Source organism: Chlorobium sp. (genome assembly GCF_036528655.1).
Classification (GTDB): domain Bacteria; phylum Bacteroidota; class Chlorobiia; order Chlorobiales; family Chlorobiaceae; genus Chlorobium.
Genome location: NZ_JAIGND010000006.1, coordinates 234367 through 256311, shown reverse-complemented (window position 1 = coordinate 256311; position 21945 = coordinate 234367). Strand labels below are relative to the sequence as shown.

23 protein-coding genes and 1 tRNA gene are annotated in these 21945 nt (G+C 51.2%); 15 read left to right on the top strand and 9 right to left on the bottom strand.

Features of this window, described 5'->3' with window-relative positions; translation table 11 throughout:
- Positions 1–27: 27 nt before the first annotated feature.
- Positions 28–945, bottom strand: coding sequence for a GTPase Era (gene era, locus K4305_RS03250; RefSeq protein WP_331560902.1), 918 nt, complete (start codon positions 943–945; stop codon positions 28–30).
- A 96-nt stretch (positions 946–1041) separates the two neighbouring features.
- Here era and rodA point away from each other — a divergent pair, with 96 nt between their 5' ends.
- A complete protein-coding gene (gene rodA / locus K4305_RS03245) occupies positions 1042–2265 on the top strand; it encodes a rod shape-determining protein RodA (protein WP_331560901.1) in 1224 nt (407 codons plus the stop codon).
- Positions 2266–2385: 120 nt separating this feature from the next.
- Here rodA and K4305_RS03240 read toward each other — a convergent pair whose 3' ends face one another.
- Positions 2386–2841, bottom strand: coding sequence for a hypothetical protein (locus K4305_RS03240; RefSeq protein WP_331560900.1), 456 nt, complete (start codon positions 2839–2841; stop codon positions 2386–2388).
- A 160-nt stretch (positions 2842–3001) separates the two neighbouring features.
- On the opposite strand from K4305_RS03240, the gene K4305_RS03235 reads away from it, so the two are divergent.
- The 4 genes from K4305_RS03235 to K4305_RS03220 are packed head-to-tail and all read left to right on the top strand — an operon-like array spanning position 3002 to position 6809.
- A complete protein-coding gene (locus K4305_RS03235; protein WP_331560899.1) occupies positions 3002–4366 on the top strand; it encodes a MiaB/RimO family radical SAM methylthiotransferase in 1365 nt (454 codons plus the stop codon).
- A gap of 54 nt (positions 4367–4420) precedes the next feature.
- On the top strand, positions 4421–4954 hold the full coding sequence (locus K4305_RS03230) for an adenine phosphoribosyltransferase (protein ID WP_331560898.1): 534 nt from the start codon (positions 4421–4423) through the stop codon (positions 4952–4954).
- A 57-nt stretch (positions 4955–5011) separates the two neighbouring features.
- The gene (locus K4305_RS03225) at positions 5012–6400 is read left to right on the top strand and encodes a sodium:proton antiporter (protein WP_331560987.1); all 1389 of its coding nucleotides are present in this window, start codon (positions 5012–5014) and stop codon (positions 6398–6400) included.
- 13 nt (positions 6401–6413) lie between these two features.
- A complete protein-coding gene (locus K4305_RS03220) occupies positions 6414–6809 on the top strand; it encodes a hypothetical protein (RefSeq protein WP_331560897.1) in 396 nt (131 codons plus the stop codon).
- A gap of 69 nt (positions 6810–6878) precedes the next feature.
- On the opposite strand, the gene K4305_RS03215 is transcribed toward K4305_RS03220, so the two are convergent.
- From K4305_RS03215 to ftsH, 3 genes are read right to left on the bottom strand one after another with little or no spacing between them, the layout of a single operon-like run.
- The gene (locus K4305_RS03215; protein WP_331560896.1) at positions 6879–7187 is read right to left on the bottom strand and encodes an HU family DNA-binding protein; all 309 of its coding nucleotides are present in this window, start codon (positions 7185–7187) and stop codon (positions 6879–6881) included.
- Between the two features lie 34 nt (positions 7188–7221).
- Positions 7222–7587: a sulfite exporter TauE/SafE family protein gene (locus K4305_RS03210; RefSeq protein WP_331560895.1), complete on the bottom strand. Its 366-nt coding sequence runs from the start codon at positions 7585–7587 to the stop codon at positions 7222–7224.
- Positions 7588–7626: 39 nt separating this feature from the next.
- On the bottom strand, positions 7627–9588 hold the full coding sequence (gene ftsH / locus K4305_RS03205; protein ID WP_331560894.1) for an ATP-dependent zinc metalloprotease FtsH: 1962 nt from the start codon (positions 9586–9588) through the stop codon (positions 7627–7629).
- 271 nt (positions 9589–9859) lie between these two features.
- Between ftsH and gltX the strand changes: the two genes are divergently transcribed.
- The 10 genes from gltX to aroA all read left to right on the top strand — a co-directional run bounded on the left by gltX (position 9860) and on the right by aroA (position 18883).
- A complete protein-coding gene (gltX, locus tag K4305_RS03200) occupies positions 9860–11368 on the top strand; it encodes a glutamate--tRNA ligase (protein WP_331560893.1) in 1509 nt (502 codons plus the stop codon).
- Positions 11369–11485: 117 nt separating this feature from the next.
- Positions 11486–11561: transfer RNA gene (locus tag K4305_RS03195), tRNA-Phe, on the top strand.
- Between the two features lie 140 nt (positions 11562–11701).
- A complete protein-coding gene (locus K4305_RS03190; RefSeq protein WP_331560892.1) occupies positions 11702–12832 on the top strand; it encodes a carotenoid 1,2-hydratase in 1131 nt (376 codons plus the stop codon).
- 141 nt (positions 12833–12973) lie between these two features.
- On the top strand, positions 12974–13519 hold the full coding sequence (locus K4305_RS03185; protein ID WP_331560891.1) for a QcrA and Rieske domain-containing protein: 546 nt from the start codon (positions 12974–12976) through the stop codon (positions 13517–13519).
- A gap of 38 nt (positions 13520–13557) precedes the next feature.
- On the top strand, positions 13558–14844 hold the full coding sequence (locus tag K4305_RS03180; RefSeq protein ID WP_331560890.1) for a cytochrome b: 1287 nt from the start codon (positions 13558–13560) through the stop codon (positions 14842–14844).
- Between the two features lie 22 nt (positions 14845–14866).
- Complete coding sequence (locus tag K4305_RS03175) at positions 14867–15016, top strand: hypothetical protein (protein ID WP_331560889.1); 150 nt, start codon at positions 14867–14869, stop codon at positions 15014–15016.
- Between the two features lie 94 nt (positions 15017–15110).
- Positions 15111–16484 (top strand): pyridoxal-phosphate dependent enzyme, encoded by a 1374-nt coding sequence (locus tag K4305_RS03170; RefSeq protein WP_331560888.1) that lies wholly within the window; start codon positions 15111–15113, stop codon positions 16482–16484.
- Positions 16485–16701: 217 nt separating this feature from the next.
- Positions 16702–17262, top strand: a complete 561-nt coding sequence (locus K4305_RS03165; RefSeq protein WP_331560887.1) for a hypothetical protein — start codon at positions 16702–16704, stop codon at positions 17260–17262.
- 30 nt (positions 17263–17292) lie between these two features.
- The gene (rpsU, locus tag K4305_RS03160) at positions 17293–17490 is read left to right on the top strand and encodes a 30S ribosomal protein S21 (protein ID WP_292000813.1); all 198 of its coding nucleotides are present in this window, start codon (positions 17293–17295) and stop codon (positions 17488–17490) included.
- Positions 17491–17578: 88 nt separating this feature from the next.
- Positions 17579–18883: a 3-phosphoshikimate 1-carboxyvinyltransferase gene (gene aroA, locus K4305_RS03155; RefSeq protein ID WP_331560885.1), complete on the top strand. Its 1305-nt coding sequence runs from the start codon at positions 17579–17581 to the stop codon at positions 18881–18883.
- A gap of 39 nt (positions 18884–18922) precedes the next feature.
- On the opposite strand, the gene K4305_RS03150 is transcribed toward aroA, so the two are convergent.
- The 4 genes from K4305_RS03150 to K4305_RS03135 all read right to left on the bottom strand — a co-directional run bounded on the left by K4305_RS03150 (position 18923) and on the right by K4305_RS03135 (position 21929).
- Positions 18923–19714: an alpha/beta fold hydrolase gene (locus K4305_RS03150; protein WP_331560884.1), complete on the bottom strand. Its 792-nt coding sequence runs from the start codon at positions 19712–19714 to the stop codon at positions 18923–18925.
- A 3-nt stretch (positions 19715–19717) separates the two neighbouring features.
- A complete protein-coding gene (locus tag K4305_RS03145; RefSeq protein ID WP_331560883.1) occupies positions 19718–20044 on the bottom strand; it encodes a YtxH domain-containing protein in 327 nt (108 codons plus the stop codon).
- Between the two features lie 41 nt (positions 20045–20085).
- Entirely contained in the window at positions 20086–21489 is a 1404-nt protein-coding gene (locus K4305_RS03140) for an HD domain-containing protein (RefSeq protein WP_331560882.1), read from the bottom strand.
- A gap of 167 nt (positions 21490–21656) precedes the next feature.
- On the bottom strand, positions 21657–21929 hold the full coding sequence (locus K4305_RS03135) for an RNA recognition motif domain-containing protein (RefSeq protein ID WP_292000818.1): 273 nt from the start codon (positions 21927–21929) through the stop codon (positions 21657–21659).
- Between the last annotated feature and the right edge of the window lie 16 nt (positions 21930–21945).

The following is a 21945-nucleotide window of genomic DNA, read 5'->3' as shown; positions in this document are numbered from 1 at the left end:
TCTATCGTACTTGTCCGCATCTTCCTTTCAATATCCATAGCTTTTCAGGAGATGCTGTTTTTTTCTCCAGTCCGGACGTACCTTGATGAATATTTCAAGGAATACCGGACGCCCCAGCAGCTCCTCGATGTCACTTCTTGCTGCCTGGCCGAGTTTTTTCAGGGCGCTGCCGCGATTGCCGATGAGAATCTGTTTCTGCGTATCGCGTTCGACGATGACCGAACAGCGGATGAGGTCTTTTCTGGAAGGATCGTTTTCGTGCTGCTCTCTGAACTCGTCGATAACCACTTCAGTAGCGTATGGAACCTCTTTACCGTATTGCAGAAAGATTTTTTCCCGGATGATTTCCGAGACGAAAAACCGTTCCGGAGCAGTGCTCAGCATCTCTTCGGGGTAAAGCGGTTCATCCATTGGCAGAAAGGGAATAAGAGCGTCGATCAGCTCTTCAAGGCCGGTTCCCTCCTTTGCCGAAACAGATATGGCCGACAGGGGTGAAAATGTGCCGGAGATCCAGGTTTCGATCTGCCGCTGCGTTTCGGGGATGACCAGATCCGATTTATTGAGTACGGCGACGACCGGTTTCGAGGCGGGCCTGATCCATTTTTCGAAAAGTTCCGTAACGAAGTCGCGGTCGATATGCTCCGTTCCTTTGCAGTAGGGTATAAGAGCTATAACGATGTCTGCTTCCTGGAGTGTCTGGCGGACGATGGAGAGCATGGATTCGTGAAGCTTCTGCTGCGGCTGCATGATGCCCGGTGTGTCAAGGAAGATGATCTGGCAGCGGTCGTCGTGATAGATGCCGGTTATTTTTTTTCTTGTAGTTTGTGGTTTAGGTGTTACAATAGAGAGTTTACAGTCAAGCAGCCTGTTCAGCAGGGTCGATTTGCCTGCGTTGGGCGGTCCGGCAATAACGGCGAAACCGCAGGAAAATGCTGGTGTGTCCATGATCGGAACAACGTTTGAATGGTGTCGGGTGCATCTATGTGTACAATACAGAAATCCTTGCGGATGGTGAAGAAAAAGATGTAACGGAAGATGAGCATGGAACAACAAGGCAAACTTGATCTCTGGCTTCTCGGTTCGATGACCGGTCTGATCGTATTCGGACTGATGGCCATTTACAGCGCCACAAACGGCGCCGGCGAGACCGTCCTGTTTTACCGGCAGCTGGCATGGGGGTGCATAGGCGCCGTTGTGATGCTGTTCGTGTATTTCAACGATTACCGGTTTATCCGCGACAATTCCTATATCTTTTATGTCATCGGCGTGATACTGCTTGTGGCGGTGCTTGTTTTCGGTAAAAAAATTGCCGGGCAGACAAGCTGGGTTCGTATAGGCTTTTTCAGTTTTCAGCCTTCTGAAATTGCCAAGATGACGACTATTCTCGCCCTGGCGCGATTTCTTTCGGACGATGAGACCGACATCCGTTCCATTCCCCATCTTGCGATAGCTCTTGCCATACCGATTTTTCCGGCGATGCTTATCATGCTGCAGCCAGATATGGGTACGGCTCTTACCTGTCTGTCTTTTATTGCGCCTATGATCATTATGGCCGGATTCAATTTCTATCTGCTTCTTTTATTGGCCATTCCCGTCGTGCTTATGCTCAGCGGCTTTTTCAACCTGTTTTTTATTTTCGGTTTTGCTTTGCTGCTGTTTTTTTCGCTTGTCTACATGAAGAAAAAGGTTCATTTCCATCAGTTTGCGGTAACATCGGCCGGGCTCGCGGCTGCGTTGCTTACGCACCGTTTTGCTGCGGAAATCCTGAAGCCGCATCAGTTGAAAAGGATTCAGACCTTTCTCGATCCCATGTCGGATCCCCAGGGAGCGGGTTACAATGCGCTTCAGGCTAAAATCGCCATCAGTTCGGGGGGGTTATTCGGAAAGGGGTTTCTTGAGGGTACCCAGACCCAGCTTCGTTTTATTCCTGCGCAGTGGACCGATTTCATATTCTGCGTTATTGCCGAAGAGCTTGGTTTTATAGGATCGGCTCTCCTGATAGGTTTTTTTCTTGTACTGATTCTTCGGTTCATTTCCATTGTTTTTTCTATCAAGAACCGGTTCGTCGAGCTGACATTTGCCGGGTATGCGGCTCTGCTGATGGTGCATGTCGTCATTAATATCGGTATGACGCTTGGCCTTATTCCGGTTATCGGCGTGCCGCTGCCTTTTGTTTCTTATGGCGGTTCTTCGCTGCTGGGAAATATGATTATGGTCGCGCTTGGATTGAATTTCGTCAGGAACAGACGGAATATCGGCTATTGAACGCTATTGCTTTTGATGCAGGGGTTTTCTACGTTGTATTTTTGTGGATATCATGGGAATAAAACAGAAAAAGCGCAGGATGCGCTTTTTCTGTTTTGAATGATAAATCGTGCGAAATGGTTACCTGATTTTGTAAACAAATCGTTTTCCGCCTGCGCCGGCCGGAATGCGTTCTATTTCTTCATCCGACATACCGTATTTGTTAAGCCAGAGACTTACCGTGGTGCTTTTGGTATTGAGTGCGTCGGCCATATCTTTTGGTTTGAATGCGCGGTCAGGATTCGATCGCAGAAGTTCCTTGATGGATGCGCCGAGCTGGCCTCTTGCGTACTTGGCCGTTCCAGTTGACGAGGGTACGGTTTCTTCAAGCCTGGGAAGGTTCTGCTCGAGTTTCCTCATGACTGCGGCAAGCTCGTCTTCAAGAGGTTTCATCTTTTCCTGGAACTGCTGATACATGAAAGCGATCTGTTCCTGGAGATTTTGTTTCTCTTTTACAAGCGATTGAAAATGATCGATTTTCTGAACAAAAAGATCATACTTGTCCGGAGATGTGGCATCTTTTTTCAGCATGTTCATATATTGTCTTTTGGATTGAAATGATAATCGGATATGAATACAACGGGAAATATAATTTAATCGCGATATGTATGCAAATGGCCATGATGAGATTTTTGTTTCATGGTAATGATTCTATTCCTGTGTTTCTTTTTTAATGATATACATCATTGATACTATTATGACTGGAAGGCATATGCCGAGTGTTGCTGCAGTAACATTGGGATGTAAACTGAATTATTCGGAAACGTCGGCTATACTCGACAGACTTTCTTCCGCAGGTTGGCGGATTTCTTCGATTGAAGATGGCGCGGATCTGATCATTGTCCATACCTGCGCGGTGACCGGACAGGCGGAACAGAAATGCCGTCAGGCAATACGGCGCATGATCAGACGTTATCCCGGGAGCTGCGTGGTTGTTATCGGCTGCTATGCGCAGCTTCGCCCGGAACATCTTGCGGGCATCCGGGGTGTGCATGCCGTGCTTGGCAGTAATGATAAATTCAGGATCGATTCTTACCGCCATGCGGTTGAAACCCGGCCCGATCCGGCTCTCGTAAGGGTTTCCTGCGTCCCGGAAAGCGGAGAGATTCATCCGGGATACTCCTTCGCCGGCAGTTATGCCGAGGCAAGGACGAGGGCGTTTCTGAAGATTCAGGATGGGTGCGATTATGGCTGTGCCTATTGCGCGATACCTCTTGCGCGAGGCCGTTCGCGTTCACTCTCGCCGGACATGATTGTCGATCGGGCCAATTTTCTCGCGGCTTCCGGTTATCGCGAAATCGTGCTGACAGGCGTCAATATAGGCGATTACCGTTTCAATGGCGAGGGGCTGGCCGGATTGCTGCAGCGACTCGAAGCGGTGGCGGTCGAGCGGATAAGAATAAGTTCTCTTGAACCCGATATTCTCGATGATTCCTTGCTGCGGGTTGTCGCATCGTCGAGAATAATTGCGCCGCATTTTCATGTTCCCTTGCAGGGCGGTTCGGACAGCGTTCTGAAGGCCATGGGTCGCCGCTATAGCGTTGAGGGTTACAGGCATCGCATCAGAGCGGCCGTCGAGGCAATTCCGGATTGTGCCGTCGGCATCGATGTCATTGCCGCATATCCCGGTGAAACACCCGGGGAGTTTCTGCATATGTACCATTTCCTGGAGGAGTTGCCGGCGGCTTATCTCCACGTCTTTTCATGTTCTGTCCGTCCCGGAACGCGGCTTGCGCATCAGGTGGCTACCGGTCTGAGGAAAATTGTTCCTCCTTCGGAGGCTGACCGGAGAAGCAAGGCGCTTATGGAACTCGACAAGCGCAAACGATCCGCTTTTCTTTCGCGTTTTGCCGGAAAGGAGTGTTCCATACTCGTAGAGGAGTGCTCCGAAGGGCCGGGAGGAGCGGTGATATGCGCCGGATATACAGGAAATTATCTGCATGTTACGGCCGTGGCCGAGAGTGCTCCTGCCGATGTGCCAAGTCTTAAGGGCAGGGTGCTCCGGGTGCTCGCCGGCGAGGCGGACAATGATTTGAATTTGAACGGGAGACTGTTATTTTAATACCTTCGAGTTGTTTCGCTCCTGTTGCCCGCAACCCTTTAATCCATCTGCTCCATGCATATCAAGTCACGAATCCGTTCGATTCCGGATTACCCGAAGAAAGGTATCATGTTTCGCGATATTACCACCCTTATCAAGGATCCGGTAGGTTTTCGCCTCGTGATCGACAGCCTCACGCAGCACTATCTGCAGAACGGCGTCGATTTCGATGCTATAGTCGGCATCGAGGCTCGCGGGTTCATTATCGGAGGGGCTCTCTCCTATACGCTGGGCAAGGGGTTCGTTCCTGTCAGAAAGCCGGGAAAGCTGCCTGCGGATGTCGTTTCGCAGGAGTATGATCTCGAGTACGGCAGCGACAAGATCGAAATCCACATGGATGCGCTGGAAAAAGGGAAACGGGTGCTGCTGGTCGATGATCTTCTTGCTACCGGAGGTACGGCTCTTGCCGCTGCCGCTCTGGTTGAGAAAGTAGGCGGCGTTGTTGCCGAAATGGCATTCATCGTCAATCTCCCGGATGTAGGCGGAGAAAGGAAAATCAGGGAAAAGGGCTACAGACTCTATTCGCTCACCGAATTCGAGGGGGAATGATATAACGTGAGAAAATATACGACTGTTCTTCTTTCCATCCCCGCGGGTCTCTTTCTGTTGGCAGCCTGCAGCACTCCGCTGTTTGCCGCCGGTGGACATGAAGCGGCGGCAATACAACTTCCTCCGGTCTGGCTGGTTATCCCTTTTGTGCTTCTTCTGCTGATGATCGCAACCGGTCCGTTGTTTTACCATCGCTTCTGGGAGCATAACTATCCCAGGGTCTCGTTGGGGCTTGCCTCTTTTGTGGCGGTCTATTACGGGTTTATGATGGACCATGGATGGCATGTTCTCGAACATACCCTCGAGGAGTATCTTTCTTTTATCGCGTTGGTTTCATCGCTGTTTGTGGTTTCCGGCGGCATTCTCATCAGGATCGAGCGGCGGGGAACGCCGCTCGTGAACGGTATGCTGCTGGCGTTCGGTGCGGTACTTGCCAACCTTATCGGTACGACCGGTGCCTCAATGCTGCTTATCCGGCCGTTCATGCGGATGAATGCGGGTCGCCTGAAGCCGTTTCATGTCGTGTTTTTTATTTTTATTGTCAGCAATATCGGTGGAGGACTCACACCTATCGGTGATCCCCCTCTTTTTCTCGGATTTCTCAAAGGGGTTCCTTTTTTCTGGGTGATATCCAAAGTATGGTTGCCGTGGCTTCTGACGGTTATCTGTCTTGTCTCTGTTTTCATGCTCCTCGATGCGAGGGCGGAAAAGTCGGAAGGTGCCGAAAAATCGGCTGAACGGGGGATTTCAATTATCGGTAAAACCAATTTCGTCTATCTCGGCATCATAATCGTTTCTGTGTTTCTCGATCCTGCAGTCATCAACGGATTTCCGAGTCTGCAGGAGCTTTTCCATCTGCCGCTCGGCATTCGCGAACTGATCATGTTCGGCGTTGCCATAGCCGCATACAGGACCGCGAATCCCGACGCCCTCGGTGGCAACGAATTCAACTTCGAGCCGATCAAGGAGGTCGCATTCCTGTTTGTCGGCATTTTTGCAACCATGATTCCGGCTCTCGAACTTATAGGGGCATACGCAGCAACTCATGCGGCCGAGTTTTCGGTAACGACGTTTTACTGGATGACCGGCGCGCTTTCGGGCGTGCTCGACAATGCGCCGACCTATCTGAACTTTTTAGCCGGCGCGCTCGGAAAGTTCGGTCTCGAGATGACCGATCCGCAACATGTCATTGAATTTGCCTCGGGCAAGGCTTCGTCCATCGAGGGCGATGTGCAGTCCGGAGTCTATCTGATGGCGATTTCAATTGCCTCGGTGTTTTTCGGCGCAATGACCTATATCGGCAATGCCCCGAATTTCATGGTCAAGAATATCGCGGCACAGTCAGGCGTCAACGTGCCTGATTTTCTTGAGTATGTCTATAAATATTCAGTGCCGGTGCTGATACCTGTTTTTGGCGTGCTCTGGTTCCTGTTTTTCAACTATTAACTATTCCTGTGGTATGACGAAACGTTTCACCGATGCTGTCAGGAACGGGAACAAGGGGTTCTATATCCGTAATTCCCTTTTTTTTCCTTTTCATTTCGAGTTGATCAGCATATGGCTCGGCAAGGAGATGTCGCTGCTCTCGGCTCCTGAACTTATCACCGATATTGCCGATCCCCATTTACTCGCAATAAGGGAAGGGGCCGGATATACCAATATCGTATTCAGGAGATGGGGCGATCTCGGCAAGGAGCTCGGTCATCATAAGGGGCACGTCATCCTGCATGCTGCAGAGAAGGGCGATGATATTTTCAACAAGGATAACCTCCATTACATCAAAGTGTGCTTTCGGGATACGAAAACCTACCGTGATGTTGTCTTCGAACTGATAGACGATCCTTTTTCGCTTTGAGATTATCCGCATCTCCCCGATGAGAAAGCCTCTGGCCGTCCATCGGGGTGAACCCTGAGTCGCGCACACTCAGACGACGCCGTTTTTCAGGCTCTCGCTGACCGCATGTTTGAATTCCTTGGAGATTTTAAAAGTAGGCACGTTCTTGGGATCTACCGTGACCTTTTCTCCTGTTCTCGGGTTTCTGGCCTGACGCAGGTTTTTATGACGGATATTGAACGAACCGAATCCTCTTATTTCGATTCTTTTGCCTGCTTTCAGAGACTCTATGATGCTTTCGAACAGACAGTCAACCACGGATTCGGTTTCATTTTTCGTCATGCCGGTTTTGTGAGCGATAACATTGACCAGATCAGCTTTTGTGGTTGTGTTTCCCATGGTGATGTGGCTTAGGTTGTTGTGGTGTATGTAGTTATTTAAACCATAAACGAAGGGCAACAATTCCAATAAAAACAGCAAAAGCTTTTCGAAGGATGTCTCCAGACAGTGATCCTGCTATTTTTGCCCCGAAAAATGCTCCGGCAAAAAGCCCGGCTGCGATGACGAGCCCGATCCAGATGTTATCGACCGAGATTTTTCCTGCCCGATAGTATTCCAGCACCCCGAGAATCCCCACCGGCAATAACAGCGCGACCAGCGATGTGGCTGTTGCGCTGTGCTGGTTCATGCCAAGCATGAGAACCAGCGCAGGTACGATGATGACGCCTCCTCCCACGCCGAACATTCCGGACAGCAGGCCGGCGGCAATGCCTATGAAAAACATCATTACCGTATGCATACAGGTGACGTTTGTATACGCTGAAGCAACGGTCTGGCGTTATGCGGTTCCAATGATAGCTTCTATTTCCTTCGCGTTCAGCGTTTCTTTTTCAATGAGCGAAACGGCGAGTCTGTCGAGCAGTTCCTTTTTTTCATGGAGAATGGCTTTTGCATTATCCATGCACTCGATGATTATTTTCCGGACTTCATTGTCGATCTGCATCGCGGTTTCTTCGCTGTATTCCCGGATGTGCGAGTAATCCTTGCCGAGGAAGACCTCTTTATGACTGTCTCCGTAGTTTATCGGCCCGAGTTTTTCGCTCATGCCCCATTGCCTGACCATCCTTCGGGCGAGATCGGTTGCGCGTTCTATATCGTTGGCTGCTCCGGTCGTGATTTCGTTGAAAACCAGTTCTTCAGCAACTCTTCCTCCGAGGGCATAGGTGATCATTGCGCGCAGGTACTGACGGTTCTGCGTGTACCGGTCTTCGATAGGCAGGTAAGCAGTAAGGCCAAGGCTGCGGCCTCTCGGAATGATCGTGACCTTGTGGATGGGATCGGAGCCCTGCGTAAAGGCTGCAACCAGCACATGTCCGGCCTCGTGATAGGCGGTAAGCCTTTTCTGTTCCTCAGTAATGAACATGCTTCTGCGTTCCGGTCCCATCAGCACCTTGTCGCGCGCCTGCTCGAAATCTTCAGCAGTGATGGTTTCCTGATCGCTTCTCGATGCGATCAATGCCGCTTCATTGACGAGATTGGCAAGGTCGGCTCCGGAAAACCCCGGGGTGCTTTTGGCCAGCACGGAGATGCTAACGTCTTCAGCCAGGGGCGTTTTACGTGTGTGTATGGCAAGAATGGCCTCTCTGCCGCGGATATCCGGTTTGTCGATGGTTATCTGCCGGTCGAAGCGTCCGGGTCTGAGCAATGCGCTGTCGAGCACGTCAGGGCGGTTTGTCGCGGCAATAAGAATGACATTGTCGGTGGTGGTGAATCCGTCCATTTCGACGAGGAGCTGGTTGAGTGTCTGTTCGCGCTCGTCATGACCGCCGCCGAGGCCGGCTCCCCGGCTTCTGCCGACTGCATCGATCTCGTCGATGAAGACGATGCACGGCGAGTTTTTCTTTGCCTGCTCAAAAAGATCCCTCACCCGTGCGGCGCCGACGCCTACAAACATCTCGACGAAATCGGCTCCTGAAATCGAGAAGAAGGGTACCCTGGCTTCGCCTGCAATCGCTTTTGCAAGAAGGGTTTTGCCTGTTCCCGGAGGGCCGAGCAGCAGTACGCCTTTGGGGATTTTTCCACCGATTTTCTGGAATCTTTCCGGATTGGTGAGGAATTCGACCGTCTCTTTGAGTTCTTCTACGGCTTCTTCAACTCCCGCAACATCCTTGAAGGTTACCTTCACGTCGAATTCGCTGATCATCTTTGCGCGGCTTTTGCCGAAGCTGAACATGTTTTTAGCCGCTCCTCCATTCTGCTGGGCCATGCGCCGGAACATGAAGAAGTAGATCAGTCCGAAAATAATCCATGGGGCGAACAGAATCAAAAAGGTATCAACGCCGCTTGATCCTTCCTCGACGGTTACCTGTATGCCTTTTGTCGCGAGCAGGTCGGCCTGTTCGAGAGTGAAGGCGGGAATCGTAACGCTGAAACGGTCTGTCTGCAGGAAACGTTTGTTCTTGAGCTCCAGTTGCGAAGGAGCTTTCAGTACCCCTTCGAGTACGGCCGATCTGTCGGCATATGTCTTTACCTTTATATCTGTTACGAGACCGTTTTCAAGAACCGTTCTGTACTGGTTATAGGTGATTTCAGGGTTCTGGGCTGATGCGAAAAATCTCTGGAACACGAAAAGCGACAGAAGACCGAGCATCATGACGACAAGAAAACCCGGAAACCTCACAGGATTGGGGTTGTTCTGCTGCGGATCACGTCCAGGGTTGTCCTCGTCGCGCACTGGTTTGAATACGTTTCTGACCGGATCTTTAACTTTTGCTGCGATTTTTTTCTTCGTTTCTGACATAAGATGACTGAGTGGTTGAGGCAAAATGGCGCTCTTGAGGTAACTTGCTACTTTAAAAGTAATTAAAAGTAAACTGCGATCGAATGCAAAAAGTTTATCCATAAACGAATACCGTCAGCGGGCTTTTACGGGTTTCAGGCGTTTTTTTTCTGCCGAGGCGCCATGAGATTTTGTCACTTCAAAAGACAGCGTTTTTTTTTAAATTCCGTGCTCCTGACACCGGTCATTATTCCTGTCAATAACATTTATTAAACAGTATTCACGTCACATTATGGTTGGTCATAGGGTCAGAACCAGGTTTGCGCCTTCACCGACAGGTTATCTTCATGTCGGCGGTCTTCGTACCGCTCTTTACAACTACCTGTTTGCAAAAAGGATGAAAGGGGATTTCGTCATCAGGATCGAAGATACCGATCAGAGCCGGAAAGTGGAGGGTGCGCAGCAGAATCTTGTCAAGACCCTTGAATGGGCCGGTATCGTCGCGGATGAAAGTCCGGAGCGCGGCGGGAATTTCGGTCCCTATGTCCAGTCGGAACGCCTGCATATCTATGGCAAATACTGCACCCGGCTGCTCGAAGATAACAACGCATATTACTGTTTCTCGACCTCAGAGGAACTCGAGGAGAATCGCCAGTTGCAGCTCAAACAGGGGCTCCAGCCGAAATACAACCGGAAATGGCTTCCCGAAGAGATGGGTGGTTCCATGCCTTCCGGCGAGATCCGCAGAAAGCTTGAAGAGGGGGCTCCCTATGTAATTCGCATGAAGGTGCCGGATTATGTTTCCGTCTGGTTCGAGGATATGATCAGGGGGCCGGTAGAGTTTGATTCCTCTACTATCGATGATCAGGTTCTTATGAAATCGGATGGTTTTCCCACCTATCATTTTGCGAGCGTCATCGATGACCATCTTATGGAGTTTACCCATATCATCAGGGGAGAAGAGTGGTTGCCTTCAATGCCGAAACACCTGCTTCTCTACGAGTTTTTCGGCTGGGAACCTCCGAAATTCGCGCATCTTCCCCTTCTGCTGAATCCGGATCGCTCCAAACTCAGCAAACGACAGGGCGATGTGGCTGTAGAGGATTATATACGCAAGGGGTACAGCGCCGACGCCATCGTGAATTTCGTGGCAATGCTCGGCTGGAACGAGGGAGAAGGCACCGAACAGGAGGTCTACAGTCTCCAGGAACTGATCGATAAATTTTCTCTTGAGCGGGTCGGCAAGGCTGGAGCGGTATTCAATACGGAAAAACTGAACTGGCTTGAAAAACAGTATATCAAGAACCGCCCCGCGGCTCAGATCATCGACACCATCAGGCCAATTCTTGCCGAAGAGCTCGATAAAAAAGAGACGCTCATGAAACGCGAAACGATAACCGGCGACAGTTATCTCAGCCAGGTTATCGAACTGATGCGCGAGCGGGTCGGTTTTGAGCATGAGTTTGTGACCTTTTCCTCCTATTTTTTCTTCGAACCCGATGCCTATGAGGAGGAAGCGGTGAAAAAGCGCTGGACGCCCGAGACAAATGATCTGCTTCGCGAGTTTATGACGGTACTCGAAACGCTGGAGCCTTTCACCGCGGAGTCGATCGAGGCGGCACTTAAAGAGTTTGTCGCTCCTCGCGGGCTGAAGGCCGCGGCGCTCATTCACCCCCTGAGAATACTCGCTTCGGGCGTGAGTTTCGGTCCGAGCCTCTATCATATGCTCGAAGTTCTTGGCCGGGAAACCGTGTTTCGCAGGATTGAAAGAGGGATGGAACGGATCGTTGTTTCCGCTTAACCGCATGTATGCCGGGAGGGAATCCTTCTTCCCGGCGCTGTTTGCGGTTTCCGCATGAATCGTTTTTTTCTTTTTTGAATTGTAGTTCGCTTTTGTTATTATAAGCGTCACAAACACGGACAGATAGCTCAGTTGGTAGAGCAAAGGACTGAAAATCCTTGTGTCGGGGGTTCGATTCCCTCTCTGTCCACCAGTTGTTCCCGCAGAGGTCATCTGCTGCCGGTACAAAAAAAACATATCCGCCTTCATTTCCTTCTCGTTATCATTTATGTTCCCGGCAAAGCCTGTACGGGTTGCAGTCGCTTTTCATGACAGAACCGTTTTGTTTCCTGTATGAATATCACCACCGAATCACAACAGGAAGTCTGGCACGACATGCAGGAGCCGGGCGCCTATGAGTGGTGGTATTTCGACGCGGAAGATAAGGTCAGGGGCATATCCGTAGTACTTATCTGGTTTTCCGGTTTTCCGTTCTCCCCATACTACATGCATCGCTATGATGAGTGGAAACGCAGCGGGAGCAACGCATTACCCTTGCCTTCCGATCATGCGGGTTTCAGTTTTCAGCTTTATGAACAGGGTCGGGAAACGCTCAATTTCATCAGAGAGGGAGGCAGTGGCCTTTTTCATGCCGACCGTGAGGGTATCGGTATCGGGTTTGAAAACAACCGTTTCAGCTACGATAAAGAGAGGGACGAATATCGGCTCGATATCGATTTTTCCTTTCCTTCAAGGAATCGACAGGTACGGGCCGGTTTGCTGTTCAGGACGCGACGTCGCGTTCGATATTCAAAAAAAGACGGAAACAGCGTTGAGCCGGGATCGTGTCACCAGTGGCTTCTGAGCGTTCCGAAAGCCGATGTGAGCGGTTTTATCGACATAGTCGGCGAAAACGGAGGCGGTTCGCGGCATATCGTATTCTCGGGGGACGGATACCATGATCATAATCTCGGTACCATGCCCATGCAGGAATACATTTCGCGGTGGTACTGGGGCAGGGCGTTTTCCGATCGGTACGATCTCATCTACTACATGGTTTTTTTCAGGAACGGCGGTTTCAGGCCATTGAGCCTGTTGATGCTGCATGATAACATGGAAGGAAAATCATCCGTCATAGATTCGCTGCAGTTCAATGAGCGGGATTATGCTGTCGGTTTGTTTTCGCCCCCTCATGGCAGGACGCTCGAACTTTTTTCCAGCGTTGCGTCGGTAACCATTTCCCAGAAAAAAGCGCTCGATGCCGGTCCTTTCTATCTCAGGTTTGCATCGAACATCTCTTTAAGGATCGGCGGAGAACAACTCAATGGCATCAGCGGCATATCCGAGTATCTGAATCCGGTAAGGCTGCAGTCGCGATTCATGCGGTTTTTTACCCGGAGCAGGGTATGGAGAGAAGGGCAGCCTTCGTTCATGTATGATTCCTATAATTATTTTAAAAGCCGTTCTGATTGGTTTAAACGGTAAAAAATAATATCTTCAGAATTTATTTGTACTGCCCTTGATATGAAAGGTACGGGTACCTGTCTCGGCAGGATTTTCAGACAGGCGTTGCCGACCAGGCATTGACTTCTTAACAATCGCTTTAAAAAAAGGAGATAGATCGTAATGGCACAACAAGGTAATTTCAAGAGCCCGGCCAGAATGGGCGGACTTGAAGAGGGTGCGTCAGTTTCTTCTTCCGGGGCGGTTTCCGGCGGGAAACCGAGGGAAGATGGGCTTAAGGGCGTAAATTTCGAACGTCGCAGTTTTCTGGGCAAGGTTGTCGGCGGCGTCGGTGCCGCAGTTGCGGTATCGACGCTTTATCCTGTAGTGAAGTACATCATTCCTCCCGTAAAAGAAGTGAAAGAGGTAAACGAAATGGTTGTCGGCAAAGCTTCCGAAGTTCCTGAAAATACCGGTAAAATCTATCCTTTCAACCAGGATAAGGTTATTGTCGTCAACGACAATGGCCAGCTGACCGCGTGCAGCGCAATATGCACCCATCTCGGCTGCCTTGTTCGCTGGGAGGATAAGGATAATATTCTGTTCTGCCCCTGCCACGGCGCAAAGTACAAACAGACCGGCGAGATTATTTCCGGACCGCAGCCCTTGCCGCTTGTGCAGTACGGTGTCAGAGTCGAAGGTGATGATCTCATTGTATCCAAAGCTTAATTATAAAACGTTGTTGAAAACCAAGGGAGTCAGAAAATATGGCCGAGAACAATCAGAACGCTGCCGCAGGAACAGCTCCTGCCAAGCCGAAACCTCCTGCACCGGGCGTCGCCAAGCCGGCAGCATCTGCTGCAGCAAAACCAGTTGCCGGCGCCGCCAAGCCAGCAGCACCTGCAGCCGGTAAATCCGCGGCCGCAAGTAGCGGCGTTTACAAGCCGCCAGTAGATCGTCCGGATCCCAATCCTTACGGCGATAACAGGGTCAGTGCGCTTGGCTCGTGGTTCCAGGAGCGTTTCTATGTCCTTATTCCCGTCATCGATTACCTGAAGAAGAAAGAGGTTCCTCTGCATCGCCTTTCCTTCTGGTACTATTTCGGCGGTCTTACACTTTTCTTCTTTATCATCCAGGTCGTCACCGGTCTTCTTCTTCTGCAGTACTACAAACCGACCGGCGCGGAAGCGTTTTCTTCGTTCGTCTTCATTCAGAAAGAGGTGCCTTTCGGCTGGCTGATACGTCAGGTGCATGCATGGTCGGCGAATCTCATGATCGGCATGGCGTTCATTCACATGTTCAGCACCTTCTTCATGAAGTCCTATCGCAAACCGCGTGAACTGATGTGGGTCAGCGGTTTCGTACTGCTCGTGCTCGCACTCGGTTTCGGTTTCACCGGATATCTTCTTCCCTGGAACGAGCTTGCTTTCTTTGCTACCCAGGTCGGTACCGAAGTGCCCAAGGTTATGCCTGGCGGAGCTCTGCTTGTCGATATTCTCCGCGGCGGCAAGGATGTCAGCGCTGAAACCCTTACCCGAATGTTCTCCCTGCACGTCGTGCTGCTTCCCGGCCTTCTGCTGCTTGTGCTTTCCGCCCACCTCCTGCTGGTTCAGGTTCTCGGCACTTCTTCTCCTATCGGATACAAGGAAGCCGGTCTTATCAAGGGTTACGAAAAATTCTTCCCGACCTTCCTTGCAAAGGATGCTATCGGCTGGATGATCGGTTTCGCTCTCCTGATTTATCTGGCTGCAGTGTTCCCCTGGGAAATCGGCGTGGAAGCCAATCCTCTGGGTTCTGCACCTGTCGGCATCAAGCCTGAGTGGTACTTCTGGGCCCAGTTCCAGTTGCTCAAGGACTTCACGTTCGAGGGCGGCGAGTTGCTGGCTATTGTACTCTTCACGGTCGGCGCAATCGTATGGATTCTCGTTCCGTTCCTCGATCGCCAGGCGTCGAAAGAACAGAGAAGCCCGATCTTCACCATTCTTGGCCTTCTCGTACTTGCGTTCCTTATTATCAATACCTACAGGGTTTACGCCGAGTACAGCCAGTTATAAGGATGTATACAGGCAGAGTGGATTGCTGTCTGTACCGATAAAGCGAAAGGGCTGCCTGAAAGGCGGCCCTTTCGCTTTTTACAACAGTCGGATGGAGTGGCGGGAGATAACCGTGGCATTCCTGCTGCTCAGGGATCGACTTTTTTTCGGACTGTTGCGGCAGCTTTGCTAACGCTCTTGCATATCTTGTATTCGTCAATTAATGTCTATCTTAAGCGGAAGCATGCTACTCGAGGGTACGGACGCAATTTCTTACTACCATAATTATGTCGAACCACGATATCTTCGGAATTTCAACAGAGACTCCTCTGGTGCTGATAGGGCAGATGGCGCGCAATATCAAGCCTCAACTGATGGCGAAACTTGAGTATATGAACCCCGCCTGTTCGCATTACTACCGGGCGGCATCGGCGGTGATCCGCGATGCAGAGGATCGGAGGCTCATCCACCCCGGCATGACGCTTGTTGACTGGACATATGGCAACAGCGGCATTGCGCTCGCCATGGCCGGAGTCAGCCGCGGTTACAAACTGCTCCTTGCAGCTCCGGATAAAATATCGCGGGAAAAACAGGATGTTCTCAGAGCCCTTGGTGCCGAACTGGTGATTACTCCTTCCGATGCGCTGCCGGGTGAACCCCGAAGCTGCGTTAAAGTCGCAGAAAGCCTCGTAAGGAATATTTCCAATGCATTTTTTGCCAACATGTATGAAAATCCTGTCAGTCGCGATGTTCATGCCTCCTCTACCGGCGACGAGATACTGCGGCAGACGGAAGGCAGGGTTTCGCATGTTTTCGTGCCTATGATTTCCGGCGCGATGATTTCCGGTATCGGCAGTTATCTCAAGGCGGAAAAGCCATCTGTTAAAATTATCGGCGTCGAGCCGGAAGGATCGGTTTATCGCGGCCTGTTCATGAATGAAGGTCCGATCAGACCCTCGGTATACGAACTTGAAGAGATCGGCGCTCCGGAACCGTCGGGATTCTGGGATCCCTCTGTTATTGACGAAATCGTACAGGTCTCCGATGACGAAGCCTTCAATTGCGGACGCGAGTTGTTCAGGGCCGAGGCCGTTTTTGCCGGTGGTTCGTCGGGAGCGGTTATGGCTGCAGCGCTTCGTTCGTCAGCCGGATATGGCGAAGGAGACTGTGTTGTTGCCGTGCTGAACGATTTCGGGGGATATTATCTCAGCAAAATGTTCAGGGATGCATGGATGAAACAGAAAGGATTTTACCGGAAGGCAAAAACCGCTCTTGAAAAGATTACCGCCGAAGATATCCTGCAGCTTAAGGCACGCAAGGATCTGATTTCGGCAAACCCTGAATCCACACTTGCCGAAGTGTTTGAGATGATGAAGCAGAACGACGTGTCGCAGCTTCCTATTGTTTCATACGGAACACCTATCGGCAGCATCAGTGAGAACAAGATTCTCTCGATTCTCATTGAGAACGACGATGCCATGAATTCGAAGGTGGTCGGTTTCATGGAGCAGCCGTTTCCGGTCTGTCAGCCGGACGCGACGATATCGGAGCTTTCGGGCAGGTTGCAGGAAAGTTCATCAGGCGTGCTTATCGGCCTTTCTGACGGCAGGCTGCAGTTGCTGACCAAATCCGACCTTATCGATGCGCTGACGCATAAGTGAGGAGAGATGAGACAGGGTTGTTTCAGTCTCTTTTTCCGGGTTGAAAATTGTGACATTATCTGGTTGTTTTTTTTTGGATATTTACTTATTTAAGCTGTCCTGAAGTTTCCGGATCTCGGGTTTTCATCAGGTACGATCGGCGTAAACTGGCGTTTCCTTCGGTGCGGTTTTTAAATGCACCGTTTTCTCGTGGTACAGTATCAATCAGCGAAGTGTTATGAAGGCAGAGTCCAGAAAAAGGCAGTATATTTTGGAGGGTAAAATAAAGCCCGGATTCTGTGAAGGGTGCGGGCAGGTGACGGATAAGGTTTTTGTTGGCGAATGGATACCGAGTGACAAGCCGAAAGTTGACGATCTTCTCTCTGCTAAACCCGCTAAAAAGTCGAAAGAAGCGAAATCAGGGGCAGAAGAAGTTCCGTCTTCTGCCGAGAATCAGTACTGGATCCGGTGTTCGGTCTGCAATCAGGTGCATCTGCTTAAGGAGTGGCAGATACAGATCGACAGGGAACTGAATCCCGACGAGCTGAATCCCGAAGATTGCCAGGTCTATTCTCCTCACGGAATCTACGCCAAAGGAGATGCCCTTTATCATCAGGCTCTTGATGAAGTCGGCGTCGTCCGCGAGAAACAGGCGACAGGAAGCGGAGCCTATGTGATTATAGTGGAATTTTGTAAAAGCGGCAGAAAGCAGCTGCTTGAAAACGTTCAGGTGAATTCCGGAAAGCATAAAAGCGCCGAAAGCCTGACCGATCTTATCAAACTGAAATTAAGACGTTGATCTTATCTTTATCGAAGGGGGTGATTTCTTTTGGTCAGTGTGCAGATTAATGATAACGAATCCATCGACAAAATGCTCAAACGCTTCAAGAAGAAGTACGAAAGAGCGGGCGTGTTGAAGGAGTTCCGTAAGAAAGCATACTTTGTAAAACCGTCGGTGGACAGCCGTCTGAAACGTTCGAGAAGCAAGCGCAGAGCTCAGAGAGCGAATGAAGAGCGCAATTCCTGATCGTAAAGGTTTGCAGGGTGAGTGTTACAAGCAGCTCCTTTCCGAAAAAGGGGGCTGCTTTTTTTTTGCAAGATAAAAAAACAGACAGATGGGCTTTTTTACTGGTGAAGTGACGGCATTGCCTCCCGATAAATCGATCTCACATCGTGCGGCGCTTATCGGCGCGCTCTCTGCGGGCGTTACGGAGATTACGAACTTTTCTGCGGGTTTCGATAACCAGTCAACGCTCGGGGTTCTTCGTGCTGCCGGCATTGTTGTCGGTCAGGAAGAGATTATGGGTGCCTATGGGCGCTCTATCAGAAAGGTCGTTATCAGGTCAGGGGGGCTCTGGAGCTTTACGGCACCGGAAAAACAGCTGATGTGCGATAATTCGGGAAGTACCATGAGGATGTTTGCCGGAATTCTTGCTGCACAGCCTTTCGAAAGCGAGCTTGTTGGCGACAGTTCCCTGATGAAACGTCCCATGAAGCGAATTGCCGAACCGCTGCGCATGATGGGCGCCGGTATAGAGCTTTCTCCATCCGGAACGGCTCCCGTACGCATCCGGGGTACCAGGGACCTGAAGCCGATAGAGTACGCTCTGCCGGTTCCTTCCGCCCAGGTAAAGTCGCTTGTGGCATTTGCCGCCTTGCATGCCGATGGTGAAACGCGCATTATCGAACCTGTCCGTTCGCGTGACCATACCGAGCTGATGCTTGGCCTCGAAACCATCGATCGGCCTGACGGCGGTCGGGTGATTGTGATTCCCGGCAGGAAATCCATTGATGCGAAACCGTTTTATATTCCCGCCGATCCTTCGGCAGCATGTTTTCTTGTCGCTCTCGGCCTGCTTGGCCGCAACTCTGAAATTATAATCAGGGACGTTTGCCTCAACCCGACAAGGGTCGAATTCATTTCGGTGCTTTCGGAAGCGGGAGCGGATATTACCATCGAAAACGGCAGACTTATCGGCGGAGAATATATCGGCGATATCCTCGTTCGCAGTACGGCGGACATGAAGCCGCTTGTTATCGGCGACAAGGTTGTCGTTGCGGGGGTGATCGATGAGCTGCCCATGCTTTCGGTACTCTCTGCTTTTGTGACTGGCGAGTTCGAGCTGCATAATGCCGAAGAGCTGCGCACGAAAGAGAGCGACCGTATCGATGCCGTCGTGGTGAATCTCGAACGACTCGGCTTCGAGTGCGAGCAGTTTCCCGACGGATTCAGGGTTATCCGGCGCAGGAGCAGGCCGTCCGGAACGGTAACTGTCGAGTGTTTCGACGACCATCGCATCGCAATGAGCTTTGCCGTGGCTGCCCGGGCTTCCGGTGAGTCAATCGAGCTTTCCGATAGCGCTGTCGTAGGAGTTTCCTTCCCGAATTTCTTCGAAATCATCGATTCCCTCGAGGCCTGACATGCGCCCGGGGTAACTGTTCATGATTCGACAGATGCTTCAGCCTCGCGTTACCTGCCGGATATGATCGAGCAGCGCCCGGTTGAAGCGATCGGGCTGTTCCATGTTCGAGAGGTGAGCGGCATTTTCGATCAGCTCTATAGCGGCTCCGGGGATTCCTGCAGCAATCCCTTCGGCGGTTTCAGGCGTGGTGAGCCGGTCTTCCAGTCCGTTCAGCACCAGAACCGGGCATGAGATTTGAGGCAGAAGCGCTCTCGAATCCTCGCGGCTCATGATGGCTTTCATAGCCGAAGTGATGGCGGTAACGGACTGTGCGGCTATCATCGTTTCGGCTCGCTTCACCAGCTGAGGATTGCCGTTGTGTGTTTCGGGAGTGAAGTAGTTCGGAATCATGCGTTTCACGGCTTCCTCCGGGCCTCCGCGCTCCACGGCATCGATGAACTCCTGCCGCTGTATTGCGGCATCGGCAGCATCGGCTTCCGCCCTGGTATCGCAGAGTACGAGCGATGCCGTTCGTTCAGGGAACAGCCTGTAAAAGGCGAGTGCCTGATAGCCTCCCATGGAGAGTCCGACGATTGTGGCTTTACGGCATCCTATGGCGTCGAGCATTCCGGCAAGTTCTTCCGCATACTCCCTGAAGTTCCATGAGGCGCGTTCTTCAGATCCTTCTATGCCGTAGGAGTTGGGCGCGATTGCGGCTGTTTTATCCTTTTCAAGCGCATCGAGCTGCTGAACCCACATGTCTGAAGATACCGGAAAGGCATGGAGGAGCATGACAGCGTAACCGTGGTTGCAGTCCTGAGCGGCTGTTGTTTTTTTGCAGGTCAGCATCGTTCAGTCGTTTTCCTGTTTTGCGTGACCCTTGATTTCGCGGATGAGATTGTTCGCCTCGTTAAGGATTTTTTTCGCTTCGTCGCGTGCCGTATCGATGATCTCCTGAGAGCGTTTCTTTGCCTCGTTTGAGTAGGTGCTGTCAGGTTCGGAGCTTTCGTAATAGTCCGATGCCTTGTCGATCGCATGTTTTACTTTTCCCGAGATGATCTGCTGGGTTTCCGTTCCCTTGTGCGGGGCGAAAAGCAGTCCCATGATGGTCCCTGCTGCGGCTCCGAGCGCTGCTCCGAAGAAAAGTCCCTTGTAGAATTTGTCCTGTTGCTGTTCCATATCAGGTATGTGTTTGAGTTTATCTTTGCAATATACCATAATTACGGTTGCAGGATGTCGACAATCGTGTTCATGTGTTGCGATACCCTTTCGACAAGATCGTCGCGGCAGAGCAACCGGAATTTTTTAGTGTAACGTTCGAACGAGAGAATAAAATCCGAGCGGAATACCGATTCGCCGAAATCGTCGAAACGGCAGTATTCGGAGGTGAGCTCCAGCGAATAGTGCAGATGTTTCGATCGGGTAGGGTAGACCCTTAATTCCCGGAGATCATTGTAGTCGAATATGTCCTTGCCCGAAGGAGCGTCGATCAGTACTTCGAGACCGCTCAGACTGATGCCGCATCGCTTTTCGAGCAGGCCGCATATTTCAAGTTCTTTCTGCCTGCATAGCGTATTGTCAGAGGCGAAAGCAAACCAGCGTTCATCCGGAATGCCGTCCGTGTATGGCTGAATGGTTATTGCCCGTTTGTATACCCTGCGCTGCAGGATGTCGTCAAGCAGACGGTGTATCTCTGTCGATCTGCCGGACAGCAGCGTTTTGAGTTCGAAGAGCACCCGGTCGTCCGCATTGTCGTAGAAGAGATCTCCAAGCTGCCGGCTATCGAGCAGATCTTCGTCGATTACCGCCTGAAGCAGACGGCGGAGCATGACTGAAAGCGCGCGCCCGGTATGGTGCCAATAGACGTTTCGCATCATCATGTATTTGGCGAACAGCAGGCTTTCGAGCGGCGCGATACCTTTTTCCGTAATGGCGAATCGCTGCCGTTCGGGATCGGGTACGAAAGACTCGATCAGTCGTTCGATGTCGATGCTGCCGTAGGGGATGTTGCAATGATGCGCATCGCGCATCAGGTAGTCCATTTTATCGGGATCGAGGGTGCCGCTGATAAGCTTTCCCGGTCCGCTCTGCGATGTGCCCCGGATCAGCGCGATTACCTCTTCCGGGTCAACCTTCCACTCTTCCAGCAGGGTTTCCGCTATAGAGGGAAATCCCGGTTTTTCCTGATAGATGAAGCGTGCGGAGAGATTTTCGTGATGCTCGAATACCGGGCCGGAACCGCCGGAAGGTATCCGTTCCTCAATCACATGCGCATGCGGGTAGTGGCCGATATCGTGCAGGAGGCAGGTTGCAAGCAGCAGGCGACAGTTCCGGTCGTCGAAACGGAGCCGATCGTCCTGCAGGTTTCCGGCCAGCGGATTGCTTACCATGCGCTGCAGTATCAGCTTCATAAGGTGGTAGACACCGATCGAGTGCTCGAATCGGGTATGCGTCGCTCCCGGGTATACCTGCTGCGAAAACGAAAGCTGCCTTATGCCTTTGAGCCGGAGAAACGAGGGGTGGGAGAGAATATGTTTCATCGGGTTGCTCAGGGGGATGTGCCCCCATACCGGGAGCCGGATGAACTCCCCTTCGGCGCGGAACAGGAATTGTTCGGCAATCATAGGACTCAATATGGAAACGTATGCTGAAATCAGCTTTTACGGAAAGATACACCATCGGACTGGAGGAGGCAAGAAAAGTTACAGACGGTATTTTCCGGTAATGCGGCGGGAGGACAATAAAAAAGCCGCTGTGTTGAAACGGCGGCTTTTTTATCAAACGGTATGGCTCAATACCTCGGGCGTGACATCGGACGCTGTTCGCGGGGTTTTGCCTCGTTTACCTTGATGGTTCTGCCGTTCATGTCGGTGTCGTTCAGTGCCGAAATAGCTTCTGAAGCTTCCGCATTGTTGGGCATTTCAACGAAGCCGAAACCTTTGGAGCGGCCGGTGAACTTGTCGGTGATGACGCTTGAGCTTGATACTTCGCCGAATTCGCCGAAAGTTTCGCGGAGATCGGATTCGGTTACGCCGTAATCAAGGTTGCCAATGTAAATGTTCATAGTGTAGCAAATAGTA

What these genes read in the sequence shown, in the direction of transcription:
- era (WP_331560902.1), bottom strand. Translation starts at nt 945, where the DNA reads ATGGACACACCAGCATTTTCCTGCGGTTTCGCCGTTATTGCCGGACCG.
- rodA (WP_331560901.1), top strand. Translation starts at nt 1,042, where the DNA reads ATGGAACAACAAGGCAAACTTGATCTCTGGCTTCTCGGTTCGATGACC.
- K4305_RS03240 (WP_331560900.1), bottom strand. Translation starts at nt 2,841, where the DNA reads ATGAACATGCTGAAAAAAGATGCCACATCTCCGGACAAGTATGATCTT.
- K4305_RS03235 (WP_331560899.1), top strand. Translation starts at nt 3,002, where the DNA reads ATGACTGGAAGGCATATGCCGAGTGTTGCTGCAGTAACATTGGGATGT.
- K4305_RS03230 (WP_331560898.1), top strand. Translation starts at nt 4,421, where the DNA reads ATGCATATCAAGTCACGAATCCGTTCGATTCCGGATTACCCGAAGAAA.
- K4305_RS03220 (WP_331560897.1), top strand. Translation starts at nt 6,414, where the DNA reads ATGACGAAACGTTTCACCGATGCTGTCAGGAACGGGAACAAGGGGTTC.
- K4305_RS03215 (WP_331560896.1), bottom strand. Translation starts at nt 7,187, where the DNA reads ATGGGAAACACAACCACAAAAGCTGATCTGGTCAATGTTATCGCTCAC.
- K4305_RS03210 (WP_331560895.1), bottom strand. Translation starts at nt 7,587, where the DNA reads ATGCATACGGTAATGATGTTTTTCATAGGCATTGCCGCCGGCCTGCTG.
- ftsH (WP_331560894.1), bottom strand. Translation starts at nt 9,588, where the DNA reads ATGTCAGAAACGAAGAAAAAAATCGCAGCAAAAGTTAAAGATCCGGTC.
- gltX (WP_331560893.1), top strand. Translation starts at nt 9,860, where the DNA reads ATGGTTGGTCATAGGGTCAGAACCAGGTTTGCGCCTTCACCGACAGGT.
- K4305_RS03190 (WP_331560892.1), top strand. Translation starts at nt 11,702, where the DNA reads ATGAATATCACCACCGAATCACAACAGGAAGTCTGGCACGACATGCAG.
- K4305_RS03185 (WP_331560891.1), top strand. Translation starts at nt 12,974, where the DNA reads ATGGCACAACAAGGTAATTTCAAGAGCCCGGCCAGAATGGGCGGACTT.
- K4305_RS03180 (WP_331560890.1), top strand. Translation starts at nt 13,558, where the DNA reads ATGGCCGAGAACAATCAGAACGCTGCCGCAGGAACAGCTCCTGCCAAG.
- K4305_RS03170 (WP_331560888.1), top strand. Translation starts at nt 15,111, where the DNA reads ATGTCGAACCACGATATCTTCGGAATTTCAACAGAGACTCCTCTGGTG.
- K4305_RS03165 (WP_331560887.1), top strand. Translation starts at nt 16,702, where the DNA reads ATGAAGGCAGAGTCCAGAAAAAGGCAGTATATTTTGGAGGGTAAAATA.
- aroA (WP_331560885.1), top strand. Translation starts at nt 17,579, where the DNA reads ATGGGCTTTTTTACTGGTGAAGTGACGGCATTGCCTCCCGATAAATCG.
- K4305_RS03150 (WP_331560884.1), bottom strand. Translation starts at nt 19,714, where the DNA reads ATGCTGACCTGCAAAAAAACAACAGCCGCTCAGGACTGCAACCACGGT.
- K4305_RS03145 (WP_331560883.1), bottom strand. Translation starts at nt 20,044, where the DNA reads ATGGAACAGCAACAGGACAAATTCTACAAGGGACTTTTCTTCGGAGCA.
- K4305_RS03140 (WP_331560882.1), bottom strand. Translation starts at nt 21,489, where the DNA reads ATGATTGCCGAACAATTCCTGTTCCGCGCCGAAGGGGAGTTCATCCGG.
- K4305_RS03135 (WP_292000818.1), bottom strand. Translation starts at nt 21,929, where the DNA reads ATGAACATTTACATTGGCAACCTTGATTACGGCGTAACCGAATCCGAT.